General features: G+C 72.5%; 14 protein-coding genes. 8 read left to right on the top strand and 6 right to left on the bottom strand.

All coding sequences use genetic code 11. The features are described from left to right. Position 1 precedes the first annotated feature (1 nt). The 6 genes from ABD998_RS05240 to ABD998_RS05265 are packed head-to-tail and all read left to right on the top strand — an operon-like array spanning position 2 to position 5,362. Positions 2–472, top strand: coding sequence for a ribose-5-phosphate isomerase (locus ABD998_RS05240; RefSeq protein ID WP_345436634.1), 471 nt, complete (start codon positions 2–4; stop codon positions 470–472). Further along, the gene (locus ABD998_RS05245) at positions 472–1,236 is read left to right on the top strand and encodes a triose-phosphate isomerase family protein (protein WP_345436637.1); all 765 of its coding nucleotides are present in this window, start codon (positions 472–474) and stop codon (positions 1,234–1,236) included. Before ABD998_RS05240 ends, ABD998_RS05245 begins: the two co-directional genes overlap by 1 nt. After that, complete coding sequence (locus tag ABD998_RS05250) at positions 1,233–2,027, top strand: sugar phosphate isomerase/epimerase family protein (protein ID WP_345436639.1); 795 nt, start codon at positions 1,233–1,235, stop codon at positions 2,025–2,027. The genes ABD998_RS05245 and ABD998_RS05250 overlap by 4 nt, the downstream gene beginning before the upstream one ends. Continuing rightward, complete coding sequence (locus ABD998_RS05255; protein ID WP_345436641.1) at positions 2,024–2,881, top strand: phosphogluconate dehydrogenase C-terminal domain-containing protein; 858 nt, start codon at positions 2,024–2,026, stop codon at positions 2,879–2,881. Before ABD998_RS05250 ends, ABD998_RS05255 begins: the two co-directional genes overlap by 4 nt. Before the next feature lie 10 nt (positions 2,882–2,891). Continuing rightward, on the top strand, positions 2,892–3,647 hold the full coding sequence (locus ABD998_RS05260; protein ID WP_345436642.1) for an SDR family NAD(P)-dependent oxidoreductase: 756 nt from the start codon (positions 2,892–2,894) through the stop codon (positions 3,645–3,647). Next, the gene (locus ABD998_RS05265) at positions 3,644–5,362 is read left to right on the top strand and encodes a hypothetical protein (RefSeq protein ID WP_345436644.1); all 1,719 of its coding nucleotides are present in this window, start codon (positions 3,644–3,646) and stop codon (positions 5,360–5,362) included. The genes ABD998_RS05260 and ABD998_RS05265 overlap by 4 nt, the downstream gene beginning before the upstream one ends. A 9-nt stretch (positions 5,363–5,371) precedes the next feature. On the opposite strand, the gene ABD998_RS05270 is transcribed toward ABD998_RS05265, so the two are convergent. Next, complete coding sequence (locus ABD998_RS05270) at positions 5,372–6,346, bottom strand: LacI family DNA-binding transcriptional regulator (protein ID WP_345436646.1); 975 nt, start codon at positions 6,344–6,346, stop codon at positions 5,372–5,374. An 89-nt stretch (positions 6,347–6,435) separates the two neighbouring features. Here ABD998_RS05270 and rhaI point away from each other — a divergent pair, with 89 nt between their 5' ends. Together rhaI and ABD998_RS05280 are read left to right on the top strand one after the other, a co-directional pair. Continuing rightward, entirely contained in the window at positions 6,436–7,614 is a 1,179-nt protein-coding gene (gene rhaI / locus ABD998_RS05275) for an L-rhamnose isomerase (protein ID WP_345436648.1), read from the top strand. After that, positions 7,611–8,459: an alpha/beta hydrolase fold domain-containing protein gene (locus ABD998_RS05280; RefSeq protein WP_345436650.1), complete on the top strand. Its 849-nt coding sequence runs from the start codon at positions 7,611–7,613 to the stop codon at positions 8,457–8,459. The genes rhaI and ABD998_RS05280 overlap by 4 nt, the downstream gene beginning before the upstream one ends. Positions 8,460–8,655: 196 nt before the next feature. Here ABD998_RS05280 and ABD998_RS05285 read toward each other — a convergent pair whose 3' ends face one another. The 5 genes from ABD998_RS05285 to ABD998_RS05305 all read right to left on the bottom strand — a co-directional run bounded on the left by ABD998_RS05285 (position 8,656) and on the right by ABD998_RS05305 (position 14,750). Next, positions 8,656–10,065, bottom strand: a complete 1,410-nt coding sequence (locus ABD998_RS05285; RefSeq protein ID WP_345436651.1) for a xylulokinase — start codon at positions 10,063–10,065, stop codon at positions 8,656–8,658. Further along, on the bottom strand, positions 10,065–11,117 hold the full coding sequence (locus tag ABD998_RS05290) for an NAD(P)-dependent oxidoreductase (protein WP_345436653.1): 1,053 nt from the start codon (positions 11,115–11,117) through the stop codon (positions 10,065–10,067). The genes ABD998_RS05285 and ABD998_RS05290 overlap by 1 nt, the downstream gene beginning before the upstream one ends. Positions 11,118–11,150: 33 nt before the next feature. Further along, positions 11,151–12,140 (bottom strand): sugar ABC transporter substrate-binding protein, encoded by a 990-nt coding sequence (locus ABD998_RS05295; RefSeq protein WP_345436655.1) that lies wholly within the window; start codon positions 12,138–12,140, stop codon positions 11,151–11,153. 118 nt (positions 12,141–12,258) lie between these two features. Then, positions 12,259–13,254, bottom strand: coding sequence for an ABC transporter permease (locus ABD998_RS05300; protein ID WP_345436657.1), 996 nt, complete (start codon positions 13,252–13,254; stop codon positions 12,259–12,261). Continuing rightward, the gene (locus tag ABD998_RS05305; protein ID WP_345436659.1) at positions 13,251–14,750 is read right to left on the bottom strand and encodes a sugar ABC transporter ATP-binding protein; all 1,500 of its coding nucleotides are present in this window, start codon (positions 14,748–14,750) and stop codon (positions 13,251–13,253) included. The genes ABD998_RS05300 and ABD998_RS05305 overlap by 4 nt, the downstream gene beginning before the upstream one ends. Between the last annotated feature and the right edge of the window lie 28 nt (positions 14,751–14,778).

Consider the following 14,778-nt stretch of genomic DNA (forward strand, 5'->3'; position numbering starts at 1 on the left):
GATGACCGACCAGCTGCGCATCGTCATCGGCTGCGACGACGCCGGATACGCCTACAAGGAGATCCTCAAGTCCGACCTCGCCGCGCACCCTGGCGTCGCGTCGGTCGTCGACGTCGGCGTCGATGCCGACGGCCACACCGCCTATCCGCGCGTCGCGATCGCCGCGGCCGAGCAGGTCGCCGCGGGTGCCGCGGATCGCGCGCTGCTGATCTGCGGAACGGGCCTGGGCGTCGCCATCGCCGCCAACAAGGTGCCGGGCATCCGCGCGGTCACGGCGCACGACTCCTTCAGCGTCGAGCGCGGCGTCCTCTCCAACAACGCGCAGATCCTCACCATGGGCCAGCGCGTCGTCGGCATCGAGCTGGCGCGCCGCCTCGTCCGCGAGTGGCTCGGCTACCGGTTCGATCCGGCGAGCGCCTCGGCCGAGAAGGTCGCCGTGATCGACGCCTACGAGTCCACCGGCTCCTGCTGATGGCCGTGCCCGTCATCGGCGTGAGCCTCAAGACGTACTTCTCCCACGCCCGCGCGCGCGCCTGGTTCGACGCCGTCGCCGCGCGCGTGCGGGCGGATGAGGCCGTCGCCGGCGGCGCCGTCGAGCTGTTCGTCACACCGACCTTCCTGCAGATCCCGGCAGCCGTGGCCGCGTTCGCCGGCACGCGCGTGCGCGTCGGTGCGCAGGATCTGTCGGCCGATCCGGCCGGCGCCTTCACGGGCGAGATCGCCGCTGCGGAGCTGGCGGAGGTCGGGGCCGCGATCGCCGAGATCGGGCACGCCGAACGCCGGAGGCGACACGGCGAGACCGACGCGGTCGTCGCCGCGAAGGCCCGCCGCGCGCGCGAGGCGGACCTCACCCCCCTCCTGTGCATCGGGGAGGACCGGCGCGCGGCCCCGGAGGCGGCAGCCCGCATCGCGGTCGACCAGCTCGGCGCGGCGCTCGACGACGTGCCGGCGGGCGAGGTCCTCGTGGCCTACGAGCCGGTGTGGGCCATCGGCGCCGCACGGCCCGCGCCCGTCGAGCACGCGCGAGCCGTCGCCGGCGCGCTGCGGGCCGCGCTCCGAGCCGATCCCGCCCGGAGCGGTTCCCGCGTCCTCTACGGCGGCGCCGCCGGCCCCGGCCTCCTCAGCGAGCTGGGCGACGCCGTCGACGGGCTGTTCCTCGGCCGCTTCGCCCACGACCCCGGCGCCCTCGCCTCCGTGCTCCATGAGGCGGCGGCCCTCGCGGCGGGCCGTCCGTGATCGGCCTCGGCACCTATGCCTTCTTCTGGCAGCACTCCGACCGCTCGCCCGAGCCGCTGAGCCTGCGCGGCGCGCTGGAGGAGACGCGCGCGCTCGACGTCGACCTCTTCCAGATCTGCGACTTCGCCCCGCTCGAGGCGATGACGGACGCCGAGGTGCACGACGCCGCCGCCGCGGCGCGCGATCTGGGCGTCGCCATCCAGCTCGGCACGAAGGGCGTCGAGCCGGAGCGGCTCGCGCGCCACCTCGCCCTCGCGGACGTCTTCGACGCCCGCCTCGTGCGCAGCATGCTCTTCTCCCCCGCCTCACGACCCTCCGCCGCAGAGGCGGAGGCCTGGCTGCGGGCCGCCCTCCCCGCGTACGAGGCCGCCGGCGTCGTCCTCGCCCTCGAGACGTACGAGCAGATCGCGACGGCCGACCTCGTGGCGCTCGTCCAGCGGATCGCGAGCCCTGCGCTCGGCATCTGCCTCGACCCTGCCAATGTCGTCGCGCGGCTCGAGCGGCCCGTCGACGCGATCGAGCTGACCGCCCCGCACGTCGTGAACGTCCATGCGAAGGACTTCGCATTCGACCGGCAGCCGGGCTGGGTCGGCTTCACGTACTCCGGCGCCCCCATGGGAGCCGGCCTCCACGACTACCCGCACCTGCTGCGCACCGTGCACCCGCGCGAGCGCGGCATCGACGAGATCGTCGAGCACTGGCTGCCCTGGCAGGGCGACGCGACCACCACCATCCGGACCGAGCGGGAATGGACCCGCCGGGCCATCGAGACGCTGAGGAGCGCTTCATGACCGACACCGCCTACCGCATCGCCGTGTTCGGCGCGGGAGGGAAGATGGGGACCCGCGTCTCCGACAACCTCGTGAAGACGGGCCACACCGTCTGGTACGTCGAGAGCTCGCCCGCCGGCCAGGAGCGCGTGCGCGCCGCAGGACGGGAGCTCTCCGATGCGCAGACCGCGATCGCCGATGCCGAGATCGTCGTGCTCGCCGTCCCCGACCTCGCCCTCGGCCCCGTCACCGCGGAGCTCGTCCCGCAGCTGGCGCCCGGGACGATCGTCCTCACGCTCGACCCCGCTGCCGCCTACGCCGGCCTCCTCACCACGCGCGACGACATCATCCAGGCGGTCGCGCACCCCTGCCATCCGTCGATCTTCCTGCAGCGCGAGACGCCGGAGCAGTGGGCCGACACGTTCGGAGGCATCGCCGCCCCGCAGGACGCCATCGCGGCGATCGAGTCGGACGACCCCGCCAAGAAGGCGGTCGTCGAAGCCACCGTCCGCGCGATCTACGCGCCCGTGATCGACGTGCACTGGGTCACCGTCAAGCAGCTCGCCCAGCTCGAGCCCACCCTCGTCGAGACGGTCGCCTGCATGATCGGCGCGCTCCTGAACGAGGCGCTCCAGGAGGCCGTCCACACCATGGGCGTCCCGGAGGCCGCGGCGCGGAGCATCCTCTACGGCCACACGCAGGTCGCGCTCGCCAACGGCCTGCGCGGCGACAACCCCTTCAGCGACGCGTGCCTCATCGCGATGGACTACGGTCGCGAGAGCATCATCAAGGAGGACTGGAAGAAGATCTTCCGCGACGACGAGCTCGACAGGAACCTCGCGCGCATGCTGCACCTCGACGAGATCGCACGATAGGGGCCGACGGATGACCAGACTGGCAGGGAAGACGGCGCTCGTCACGGGGGCCGCCCTCGGCATCGGGCTCGCGGTCGCGACGCGGTTCGCCGACGAGGGCGCGCGCGTCATCCTCGCGGACCGCAACGGCGAGGGCGCGGCCGCCGCGGCGGCCGCCCTCGGCGCGAACGCGCGCGCCGTCACGATGGACATCTCCGACGAAGCCGCCGTCGCCGCGGGGTTCGCCGAGGCGGATGCCGACGGCTGGGCCCCCGACGTCGTCGTCGCGAACGCGGGCGTGCAGCTCTTCGGACAGGACGCGCCCGCCGCAGACCTCGACCTCGACGTCTGGCGGAGGACGGTCGACATCAACCTGACCGGCACGTTCCTGACCGTCAAGCACGCCGTGCGCTCGATGCTCCGGACGGGCGGCGGATCGATCATCCTCACCGGCAGCCCCACGGGCGTCAACGGCGAAGGCCGCGACTTCACCGCCTACAGCGCCACGAAGGCGGGCATCCACGGTCTCGGCCGCACGGTCGCCGCGGCATATGCCGATCGCGGCATCCGCGTCAACACCGTGCAGCCGGCGTACACCGAGACGCCGCTCGTCTCGGCGATCAGCGAGAACCCGGTCTCGCGCGCGGCCATCGTCGGGCGCATCCCGCTCGGCCGCCCCGGCACGCCCGACGACGTGGCGGGGATCATGGTGTACCTCGCGAGCGACGAGGGCTCCTTCGCGACGGGCGCGATCTTCCAGGTCGACGGGGGCATGACGAGCCTGTGACCGCATCGCACGCCTGGGCCGGCGACGGCGTCCCGTGGACGCACGGCGCGTGGTCGCTCGAGCGCCGCGCCGACGAGCTCGCCGACATCCGGTATGAGGGGGTCGTCGTGCTCCGCAGCGTCCGGGCCGTCGCGCGCGACCGCGACTGGTCGACGGCCGCGATGCGCGTCGACGGCGTCACGGCACACGGCGACGGCTTCGACATCGCCGTGCACACGGAGGGGTGCGGCTCGAGTCTGTCGGGTGCCGTGACGGTGCGCGCCGACGGACGCCGCCTCGAGATCGGATGGCGCGGCAGGGCGGAATCGGAATGGCTCACCAACCGCACGGGGCTGGTGGTGCTGCACCCTCCGCATCTCGCGGGCACGGCACTCGATGTCGTGCACGCGGACGGCGGACGCGAGGCGACCGCGTTCCCCCGCGCCATCAGCCCTCACCAGCCCGTCGTCGACATCGCCGCGCTCGGATGGGTCGACGCGGGGATGCGGGTCGAGGTCGCGTTCGCGGGCGACGTCTTCGAGATGGAGGACCAGCGCAACTGGACCGACGCGTCGTACAAGACGTACAGCCGTCCCCTCGCGCTGCCGTTCCCGTATCGCGTCGGCGCGGGCGAGGAGCTCGCGCAGTCGATCGCCGTCACGGTCGCCGGGGCACCCTCCCCTGCGCCGAGGCGCGGCGCACACGTGACACTCGTCGACGCCGGCGTCTTCCCGGAGATCCTCGCGGGAGCGTCGACGGCGCCGGACCCGGCACCCGCCATCCCCCGCGACCGCACCGTGCTCGTCGAGCTGGACCTCGCCGCCCCATCGTGGCGAGCGGCGCTCGCACGCGAGACGGGGCGGCCGCTCGACGTACGGATCGTGCTGGCGCAGGACGACGCGGACGTGCTGACGGCCTCCTCGGCGGCCGCGCTCGACGCGGCCGTCGACGCCCTCGTTGGGTGCGACGTGAGGCGGATCGCGGCGTTCTCGCGCGCCGTGCACACGAGCCGCCCTGCGCACGTCGACGCGCTGCGCGCGGCCCTCGTCCGCACGGGCTCGACCGCCCAGGTGCTCGCGGGGGCCCGTTCGCACTTCACGCAGCTGAACCGCGAGCAGGCGGAGCTGCCGCGAGCGGCGGACGGGGTCGCGTTCGCGTCGACGCCGCTCTTCCATGCCGTCGGCACGGAGCAGCTCGTGGAGTCCGTCGCGATGCAGCGGCTGACGGCGGAGCAGGCGGTGCGCATCGCGGACGGCCTCCCCGTGCACGTCGGGCCCGTCACGCTCCGGCCCCGGTTCAACGACGTCGCGACGGCTCCGCAGCCGGCGCCGTCGCGAGGCGATCTGCGGGAGGGGTACGGAGCGGCGTTCACGGGAGCGGACGATCCGCGGCAGTCGGCGCCTGAGCTCGCCGCCTGGCTCGTGGCGAGCGCCGCCGCGTTCGCCGTTCCGGGCATCGCCTCCGTCTGCTTCTTCGAGGAATGGGGGCCGCGCGGGCTCCGCTCTGCGGACGGATCCCCCTATCCCGTGCTCGCCGCCTTCGACGCGGTCGCCGCTCTCGCGGGGGCGGCTCTCGCCTCAGGGGCGAGTGCGGACGGCCTCGTGTGGGCGGTCGGCGGCGGAGCGGTCGTGCTCGCCGCGAACCTCGACGACCGTGCGCGCGATGTCGAGGTGGACACGCCGAGCGGACGGCTCTCGGGGTCGCTTCCGGCGTTCGGCTGGGCGCGGCTGCGCTGACGCCGCCGGCTACGCCGTCGCGCGGCCGATCACCTCGGGCTCGAATCGCACGTGCTCGCCCGGCGCGCGTCCGAGCAGCTCGATGGCCGTCGCCCCCAGCAGCTCGGCGGGCTGGCGGACCGATGTCAGCGGCACGACGGTCGAGGCGGCGAAGTCGATGTCGTCGTAGCCGACGAGGGCGATGTCGCCAGGGACGCGCACGTCGCCCGTCATCGTGAGCGCCTGCAGCAGCCCGACGGCGACGAGGTCGTTGGCCGCGAAGAGGCCGTCGGGGCGCTCGGAGCGCCGCAGCAGCCGCTCGCCCGCCGCCCGTCCGTGGTCCACCGTGAGGTCGTCGATGTCGATGCGCTCGAGCGCCGCGCCCGGCGCCTCCGCGACGGCGCGGCGGGCACCCTCGAAGCGGTCGCGCACCTGGCGCAGGTCACGGGGGCCGCCCACGAAGGCGATCCGCCGGCATCCGCGCGCGAGAAGCCGCTCGACGGCGAGGCGTCCGCCCTTCCTGTCGTCGACCGACACGGTCGACAGGCCGTCCGAGTCTCCCTCGTGGTCGACGAGGACGACGGGGACGCCGTGGCGCGCGAGCGCCTCGAAGGGAGCGAGGTCGTCGGTGAGGGGCGTGGCGATGACGCCGCTCGCGCGCTGCTCGGCGAAGAGATCGACGAGCCGCCGCTCGCGACCGTGATCGCGCGCGCTGTCGGAGACGAGCACCGAGAGGCCGTCGCGCTCGGCCCGCGCATCGGCGCCGCGCGCGACGTCGGCGTAGAACGGGTTGCGCATGTCGAGGACGATGAGCCCGACCGAGCGGCTGCGCCCAGCGCGGAGCTGGCGCGCCGCGTCGTTGCGCACGTAGCCGAGCTCGCGGATGGCCGCGCGCACGCGCTCGACGGTCTCCTCCGCGACGCGCTCCGGATGGTTGAGGGCGTTGGAGACGGTGCCGGCCGAGACGCCGGCGACCCGCGCGACGTCCTTGACGCTGACGGCCATCGCACCTCCCCGGTTGACCTCGCGCCCCATCGTACCTAGCATGGGGACAACGATTCATTAAATCGTTTCAAAGCGAAAGGCACCCGTCGATGACGACTCCCACACCCGTCCTGAGCGACGAGATCCTCGGCCGGCTCGAGCAGCAGGCGATCGAGCTCCCCTCCTGGGCGTTCGGAAACTCCGGCACCCGCTTCAAGGTGTTCGCCACGCCCGGGACTCCGCGCGACCCCTTCGAGAAGATCTCCGACGCCGCGCAGGTCAACAAGCTGACGGCGCTCGCCCCCTCGGTCGCGCTGCACATCCCGTGGGATCTCGTCGACAGCTTCGACGACCTCCGCAAGCACGCGGAGGACAACGGAGTCGCCCTCGGCACGATCAACTCCAACACGTTCCAGGACGACGACTACAAGTTCGGCGCCCTCACGCACGAGGACGCGGCCATCCGCCAGAAGGCCATCGACCACCACTTCGCCTGCATCGACGTCATGCACGCCACGGGCTCGCGCGACCTCAAGATCTGGCTCGCAGAGGGGTCGAACTACCCCGGCCAGGCCGACATGCGCGGCCGTCAGGACCGTCTCAACGACTCGCTGCGGAAGATCTACGAGCGCCTCACGGGCGAGCAGCGCCTCGTGCTCGAGTACAAGTTCTTCGAGCCGGCGTTCTACCACACCGACGTCCCCGACTGGGGCACGTCGTACGCCCAGGTCGCGACCCTCGGCGAGCGCGCCATGGTCTGCCTTGACACGGGCCACCACGCGCCGGGCACGAACATCGAGTTCATCGTCATGCAGCTGCTGCGTCTCGGGAAGCTCGGCTCGTTCGACTTCAACTCGCGCTTCTACGCCGACGACGACCTCATCGTCGGCGCGGCCGACCCGTTCCAGCTGTTCCGCATCCTCTTCGAGGTCATCCGCGGCGGCGGATACGCGAACCCCGACGTGGCGTTCATGCTCGACCAGTGCCACAACGTCGAGAACAAGGTGCTCGGGCAGATCCGCTCGGTGCTCAACGTGCAGGAGATGACGGCACGCGCCCTGCTCGTCGACCAGGAGGCCCTGCGCGCCGCGCAGGTGTCGGGCGACGTGCTCGCCGCGAACGCCGTGTTCATGGACGCGTTCTACACCGACGTGCGCCCCGCGCTCGCGCAGTGGCGCGAGACCCGCGGCCTCCCCGCCGACCCGATGGCGGCCTACCTCGCCTCCGGCTACCAGGAGGAGATCGAGGCGGCTCGCGTCGGAGGCGTGCAGGCCGGCTGGGGCGCGTGATCGAGGCGGGCGACCGGACGCTCGACGGGCCGCACGGCCCGTTGCGCGTCCGCGTCTACCCCGCGGCGGCGCCCTCCGGCGCGGCCCTCGTGTGGGCGCACGGCGGCGCGTTCGCGTTCGGCGACCTCGACATGCCGGAGGCCGACGCCGTCGCGCGCGGTCTCGCCGAGCGGGGCATCCCCGTCGTCTCGGTGGACTACGCGCTCGCTCCGGCGGCGGACGGCCCCCGGTGGCCCGTCGACGAGCCGCGCGAGGGCGTGCGGTTCCCCGTCGCATCGGAGGAGGTGGCGCACGCGCTCGCGTGGACGCAGGAGCGGGCGGCATCCCTCGGCGCGGATCCGGCGAAGGTCGCGCTGGGCGGGGCGAGCGCGGGCGCGAATCTCGCGACGGGCGCCGTCGTCCGCGCGGTGAAGGAGGGCGGGGACCTCCCCGCGCTCCTCGTGCTGGCGTACCCGACGCTGCACGCGGTGCAGCCCGAGACGCCCGCGGAGCTCGCCGCGCTGCTCGACGACGCGGGGCTGCGCGACCAGTTCTCGCCTGCCGTCGTCTCGTGGATGTACGAGAACTACCTCGGCGGTCCGGTCGACGCCGCCCCGACCGCGGCCGTGCCCGGTCTCGCGACGGCCGACGAGCTGCGGGGCTTCCCGCCCGTCGTCATGGTGAACAGCGAGGTCGACGAGCTGCGCGTGTCGGGCGAGGCGTTCGCGCAGACGCTCCGCTCCGCGGGCGCCGACATCGAGGTGTCGCTCGAACCGGGCACGACGCACGGACATCTCAACCGCCCGGAAAAGCCCGGCGCGACCGCGACGCTCGACACGTTCGCGGCGCGCATCGCCCGGCTCTGACGACGCACGGCGGGAGGGCACACGCCGTGCCCTCCCGCCGCTCGCGGCACGGCCGGCACGGTCGGCCCGGCCGGCCCGGTCGGCATCCGTACCGAGATTCGGACCGGAGGGGCGGATGGCGGCTCCTGCGGTCGACACGCGCGCACCGGCCCCGGCCATCCGAATCGCGGCGCGGCCGGCAGCCGCGCCGCCGGCCTCAGCGCTCCGCGTTGAGCTCCGCCAGGCGCGCCGCCCACGCGAGCTTCCGCCGGTAGCCGGCGTGCCGGTCGGCGTCGGGGACGAACGTCCGCTCGATGCCGGCACCCGACACGACGTCCTCGATCCGGTAGGCGCCGACCCCGGCGCCCGCGAGGTACGACGCGCCCTGCGCCGCACCGTGTCCGCGCTCCGCGCGATGCACCGGCACGCCGAGCGCGTCGGCCTTGATCTGCAGCCACAGGTCGGATCGCGCACCCCCGCCCGTCGCGAGCACCCCGGTCACGGGATAGCCGTGCGCGCCGAACGCGTCGACGTCGCCCGCGAGCGCGAGGGCGTTCCCCTCCAACGCGGCGAGCATGAGCTCCACGCCGTCGGCCGCGAGGTCGATGCCGTCGACGATCCCCCGTGCCCTCGGGTTCCATGTCGGGGTGCGTTCGCCCGCGAGCGACGTCGCGAACGTCAGACGGGATGGCCGCGGCCGCGCCGCGAGCCGAGGGTCCTCACGGAGATCCGCCGCCTGGTCGAGCGAGTTCACCCAGTCGACCGTCGCCCCGGCCGTCACCTGCGCCGCGATGAGGAGATCCGTGCCGGGCACGCAGTGACGGGCGTGGATGAACCCGGGCACCGTCGTCCCCGTCGGCACCGCGAGCATCGACACGCTCGAGAAGCCCGTCATCTCGATGAGCGGCCCGCCGGGCGCGAGCACGCCGGCTTCGAGCGCCGACCCGACGGCGTCGATCGCGCCGGCGACGACGGCCGCTCCCTCCGTGATCCCCGTCGCCGCCGCGGCCCCGGCACCGACCGTCCCCACCACGGCGGTCGACGGCACGATCTCCGGGAGGAGGCCGCCTGCCACCTCGGCGAGCCGCTCGGGGAACGAGGACGAGGCCTCGTCGAAGCCCTGCATGAGCGACGCCGAGCTGTCGTCGAGTGCGATCGCGCCGCTCAGCCGCGCGACGATGTACCCGTTCGCCGACACGACGCGGTGCGCCGCGTGCGCGACGCCCGGGCGCTCGCGACGCAGCCACGGGAGCTTGGCGGTGCCGAAGAACGCGTCGGCGCCGTTGCGCCCCGCGGCGAGCGCCGCGACCGTCGCCGCGTCGGACTGCGCGCGTCTGTCGAGCCACGTGAGCGCAGGGCCCACGTCGACGCCGTCCGCCGCGACGGGCACCAGGGTCGGCGCCTGCGAGGTCACGGCGACGGCGCTCACCTCGTCGCCGCCGACGACGCGCGGGGCGATCTCCCGCAGCGCGCGCCACCACTCCCCCGCGTCCTGCTCGGCGCCGCCTTCCGCATCCGTGGTCGTGGGGTACCGCAGCGCCCCTTCCCGGACGAGGCGTCCCGCGGCGTCGGTGGCGACGACCTTGACCGACGTCGTCCCGACATCGATCCCGAGGAGCAGCCGCATCAGAGGCTCGTCGCCCCGACCGCGGTGAGCGCGTGCTGCACGGGCTCACCGCGCAGGAAGCGTCCCAGCTCCTCCGCGACGCCCTGGGCCGCCCGCTCGGCCGTCTGCGTGCTCGCTCCCGCGATGTGCGGCGTCATGACGACATTGTGCCCCGCTGCGGCGGCCGCGAAGATCGGATGGCCGAAGTCGACCGGCTCCGTCGGGAAAACGTCGAACGCCGCGCCCGCGAGCTGGCCGCTCTCGAGCGCCGCGGCCACGGCCGCGTAGTCCACGAGACCCCCGCGGGCGGCGTTGACGAGGTGCGCGCCGCGCGGCATGAGCGCGATGCGCTCGGCAGAGACGACCCCGGCCGTGTCCGCGTTGAGACGAGCGTGCACGGTGAGGATGTCCGAGCGCCGGAAGAGGTCGTCGACGTCGTCGACGCGCTCGGCGTCCGGGAGGACGCCATCGGGGAGGTAGGGGTCGTAGACGAGCACCCGCCCTCCCATGGCGACGACGGCGGTCGCGACGCGCGCCCCGACCGCTCCGGCGCCCAGGATGCCGACCGCGGATCCGGCGACCTCCGTGCCGACGCGGTCGTGGCGGTAGAACCCGCCCTCCCAGCGTCCGTCCTCGAGCGTGCGCTGGGTGAGGGGGATCCGGCGCAGCATCGCGAGCAGCAGTCCGAGGCTCATCTCGGCAGTCGCGACGCCGTTGCGTCCCGGCACGTTGCATACGAGCACGCCGTGCCGCTCCGCGGCCGCGAGATCGATGTTCGCGGGCCCTCCGCGCGACACTCCGACGAAGCGCAGCTCCGGGCTCGCCGCGAGGACGCGATCGGTGATCGGCGCGAGCTGCGTCACGATCGCCTGGCATCCGTCGAGCGCGGCGATGAGCGTCTCCTCGTCGCCCGAGGCCTCGTCGACGTCGCCGATCCGGCCGAACGGCACGTCGGGCCATGGCAGCTCGATCTCGTGGACCGCGCCGACGAGATCGCCGGCTTCTGCCCACACGCGGGCGCGGAACAGGTCGGGGCGGATGAAGCGGTCGCCTGCGGCGAGCACGGTGGTCATGCGATCTCCTCGTGTAACGGGCGGGCCGGGGCGTCAGCCGCCGAACACCTCGTCGTAGTACTCCTGCGCGTTGGACGCGTCGATGACCTCGATGGGCATGTACTGGTCGGCCTCGACGTCCTCGCCCGCCAGCAGGTCGGCCGTGATGTCGATGAGCGTGCGTCCGTGCGCGCGCCCGCCGCCGAGGCTGATGGTCGACTTCTCGGGGTCGCCGTCGATGATGTTCTGCACCTCGTTCTCCGTCGCGTCGATGCCGAACAGCCCGAACGCGTCGTAGTCGGTGATCCCCGCCGACTTCACTCCCTCGTTTCCGCCGACGGCTCCTCCCCCGCCGATCGTCGCGATGACCTTGAGGTCGGGGTTCGCCTGGAGGAAGTTCTCGGCGTTCGCGACGCCGTCTTCCGCGGTGAGCGCGGGCGCGGTCGCCACGAGCTCGGCGTTCGGTGCGAGCTCGGCGATGGCGTCCTTGATGCCGTTCGCGCGGTCGATGATCTCGGGGAACCGGGGCAGGTCCATGAGCGCCCATTCAACGGTCTCGTCGGCGTCGAAGTTCGCGTTGATCCATTCCGCTGCCGCCTCGCCGTTCGCGTAGCCGGTGTTGTAGGCGTCCACGAGGTACTGGGCGTCGTAGTTCTCCAGCACCTGCGTGTACCCGACGACCTTGATGCCGGCCTCCTGCGCCCGGGCCGTGACATCGACGAGCGCGTTCGCATCGACCGCGCACACGATGATCGTGGACACGCCCTGCTGGATGAAGTTCTCGATCTGCGTGACCTGCGCGGCAGCGTCGTTCTTCGCATCGACGTACGTCACCGACAGGCCCTGCTCGGCGCCGTACGACTGCGCCTCCTGCACGAGCTCGGCCCAGACCGGATTGCTGAGGTCGGAGAAGGTGATGCCGACGGTGTCGTCTCCCGCGGCGCCCCCTCCTGCGGACGGCCCTGCGTCGGGGACGGTGGTGCAGCCGGACAGCGCGAGCGCTGCGACCGCCGTGGTCGCGGCGAACATGCCGAGCTTCTTCATGGGGTTTCCTTTCGTCAGCGGACGCACGGGTCCCGCCCTCTTCGGCGAGGACGTCCGGATGTCTGCGGAGACGGCGTCTCCGGGGTCAGGTGGAGGAGTCGGGTGGAGGGGTTCGGACTCAGGCGGCGGTCGCGGGCACGGAGAGCGGGACGCCCCCGATCTGCTTGCGGCGCCCGCGGGAGTTCTTCGACATCGCGTCGTAGATGACGGCGGCGAGCAGGATGCAGCCCTTGATGACGAGCTGCACGTACTCGCTGACGTTGAGAAGCACGAGCCCGTTGTCGAGGACGCCGACGATGAGCACGCCCACGAAGGCGCCGAACAGGCTTCCGCGGCCGCCCATGACGCTGATGCCGCCGAGCACGCATGCGGTGAGGACGGTGAACTCGAAACCGGCGCCGGTCGCGGACTGCGCCGAGTTCAGGCGCGAGAGCAGCAGCACCGCCCCGATCGCCGTGAAGAACCCGCAGAGCGCGTAGACGAACACGATCGTGCGCCGGGTGTTCACGCCCGAGAGCCGGGCCGCCTCGACGTTGTTGCCGATCGCGTAGAAGTACCGGCCGACGTAGGTCTTGTTGAGGATGAACAGGCCGATCCCCCACACGGCGACCAGGAAGAACAGCGACACGGGGATGCCGGCGACAGCGCCCTGGCCGAGGAGCGAGAACTCCGCGGGGAAGCCGAAGATCGGCAGGCCGCCCGAGAGCAGGTAGCTCGCGCCGTTCAGGATCATCATCATCGACAGCGTCACGATGAGCGGCGCGACCCCCGTGAACGTGATGATGAGGCCGTTCACGATGCCGATCAGCGTGCCGAGGACGAGCGCCGCGAGGCACGCGACGTACCAGGGCACGCCGAGCTGCGACATGAGCATCCCCGTCACGACGACGTTAAGGGAGATCTGGTAGCCGATCGAGAGGTCGATGCCGCCCGTGATGAGCACGAAGGAGAACCCCACGGCGCAGATGCCCAGCGTCGCCACCTGACGGGCGATGTTGAAGATGTTCGCGGGATCGAGGAAGTTGGGCGTCGCCAGGCTGAACCCGATGACGAGGACGACGAAGACGAGGAGGATCCCCAGCTCCTTCAGGCGGGGGACGAGTGCGGACTTCATTCGGTGTCTCCTTGCGCAGCCAGGGCCATCACTGCCTCCTGGGTGATCTCTTGCTTCAGCAGCGTCCCCTGTTGGACGCCTTCGCGGAGGACGACGATGCGATCGGACATGCCGATGAGCTCCTCCATGTCGGACGAGATCATGAGGACGGTCTTGCCGTCCGCCGCGAGGCGGTTCATGATCGCGTAGATCTCGGCCCGCGCGCCCACGTCGATGCCGCGGGTGGGCTCGTCGAAGATGAGCACCTCCGGCTTGGTGGCCAGCCACTTCGCGAGCACCACCTTCTGCTGGTTTCCGCCCGACAGGTTGCCGACGATCTCGGCTCCCGACGGCGCCTTGATGCGCAGGTCCCTCATGTAGACCTCGGCGAGCCGGCGCTCCTCGCGGCGGGACACGACGGTGGCTCGGGAGAGGCGCGGCAGCAGCGGGAGCGAGATGTTGTGGAGGATCGAGAACTCGAGCACGAGCCCGTGTCGCTTGCGGTCCTCCGGGACGAGCGCGACGCGATTGCCGATCGCCTGGATCGGCGAGCGCGAGACCACCGACCGACCGTGGAGCTCGACCGTTCCCTCGTCGATCGACGCCGCCCCGAAGAGCATCTCCATGAGCTCCGTGCGGCCGGCGCCGATGAGGCCCGCGAACCCGAGGATCTCGCCGGAGCGGGCGTCGAACGAGATGTCGCGCACGCCGTTTCCCGTCAGGCCCGAGACCCGAAGGGTCACCTCGCCTGGCGCAGACAGACGCTCCGGGTACCCCTCCGTGAGCTCGCGGCCCACCATGAGGCTGATGAGCTGGGCGCGGCTCGTGTCGCTCGTGCGCTGGGTGGCGACGTGCCGCCCGTCGCGCAGGGTCGTGACCCGGTCGGACAGCCGGAAGATCTCCTCCATGCGGTGCGAGATGTAGACGATGGTGATGCCCTCCGCTCGCAGGGCGTCGACGACGCGGTACATCGCGTCGACCTCGGCCGAGGTGAGGGGCGCGGACGGCTCGTCCATGATGAGCAGCCGGGCGTCGCGTGAGAGGGCCTTGGCGATCTCGACGATCTGCTGGTATCCGGTCGTCAGCTCGGCGACGGGCGTGCGCGGGTCGATGTCGACGCCGAGCCGGGCGAACAGCTCCGCGGTGCGCGCGTGCATCCGGCGGCGGTCGAGCACGGGGCCGCGTCGGAGATAGTGCCCGAGGAACACGTTCTCGGCGGCGTCGAGCGTGGGGACGAGCGTGAACTCCTGGTAGATCACCGCGATCCCGAGCTCCTGCGCGAGCGTCGGGGTCAGTCGGTCGAACGACACCCCGTCGACGACGATCGCACCGCCGGTCGGCTCGACGGCGCCGGCGAGGACCTTGATGAGCGTCGACTTGCCCGCGCCGTTCTCGCCGACGATCGCGTGCACCTCGCCCGGATCGAGAGCGAGCGTGACGCCGTCGAGGGCGACCACCCCGGGGTAGTGCTTCGTGATCCCCTCCAGGGAGACCGCGATGCCGGGCGATGCTGCCATCCGAACCCACTCCTTCGTGTCGGCTGTG

The sequence above is a fragment of the Microbacterium gilvum genome (genome assembly GCF_039543865.1).
Classification (GTDB): domain Bacteria; phylum Actinomycetota; class Actinomycetes; order Actinomycetales; family Microbacteriaceae; genus Microbacterium; species Microbacterium gilvum.